We start from the raw sequence: 1,082 nt of genomic DNA on the forward strand, positions 1-1,082 counted from the left end.
GACTCCATGAAGTCGGAATCGCTAGTAATCGTGAATCAGAATGTCACGGTGAATACGTTCCCGGGCCTTGTACACACCGCCCGTCACACCATGGGAGTTGATTGCTCCAGAAGTAGCTAGCTTAACCTTTCGGGGATGGCGGTTACCACGGAGTGGTCAATGACTGGGGTGAAGTCGTAACAAGGTAGCCCTAGGGGAACCTGGGGCTGGATCACCTCCTTAAACGATGGAAGCTCTGGTGAGCGTTCACACAAATTATCTGATGAGTGTTTTAAATAACACAATGTCTACTTTATAAGACGCACAGAAAGTGTTTGGGTCTGTAGCTCAGTTGGTTAGAGCGCACCCCTGATAAGGGTGAGGTCGGCCGTTCAAATCGGCCCAGACCCACCAAATTCCATGATGACTGCGTTATAAAGAAACTCGTATAGTGAACTATACGTCTTTACTTTATGCCTTGTCCTAATGAAATTTCTTGATGATGAAAATCACCAAACACCAGTAAGTTGAAATGGGGCTATAGCTCAGCTGGGAGAGCGCCTGCTTTGCACGCAGGAGGTCTGCGGTTCGATCCCGCATAGCTCCACCATTTCTTACAAATTCTGTGAATAGATTAGCGAAGAGTGCTAAGCAAGATGTTGAACTGATGATTCAGGGATTCAATTTCTGACTTAGTGCTTTGCACTAAACTTGCTCTTTAACAATTCAAATTTTGAAATAACGATGAATCAAGCGTTAAACCGGTGGAAGTTCACTTTAACCTAGTGACTTCTATTATCGTAAATCCAGAGAAGAGACAAAAGCTTCTTTGGTATGTGATCCGAAACTATTTTGGGTTATATGGTCAAGTGACCAAGCGTGCACGGTGGATGCCTTGGCAGTCAGAGGCGATGAAGGACGTGGTAATCTGCGATAAGGTTCGGGGAGTCGATAAACAGACTTTGATCCGAACATTTCCGAATGGGGAAACCCACCCGCTTGCGGGTATCGTATGGTGAATACATAGCCATACGAGGCGAACCCGGGGAACTGAAACATCTAAGTACCCGGAGGAAAAGAAATCAACCGAGATTCCCTAAGTA

The 1,082-nt window shown here is 45.8% G+C and carries 2 tRNA genes and 2 rRNA genes; all 4 read left to right on the forward strand.

Annotated elements, in window-relative coordinates:
- Positions 1 to 222 (forward strand): 16S ribosomal RNA (locus tag V6259_RS19485); the annotation flags it as partial.
- 94 nt (positions 223 to 316) lie between these two features.
- A tRNA-Ile gene (locus V6259_RS19490) sits at positions 317 to 393 on the forward strand.
- Positions 394 to 513: 120 nt separating this feature from the next.
- Positions 514 to 589 (forward strand) — tRNA-Ala (locus V6259_RS19495).
- A 253-nt stretch (positions 590 to 842) separates the two neighbouring features.
- Positions 843 to 1,082 (forward strand): 23S ribosomal RNA (locus V6259_RS19500); the annotation flags it as partial.

It is taken from the genome of Marinomonas sp. TI.3.20 (assembly GCF_038155025.1).
In the GTDB taxonomy this organism is placed as follows: domain Bacteria; phylum Pseudomonadota; class Gammaproteobacteria; order Pseudomonadales; family Marinomonadaceae; genus Marinomonas; species Marinomonas flavescens.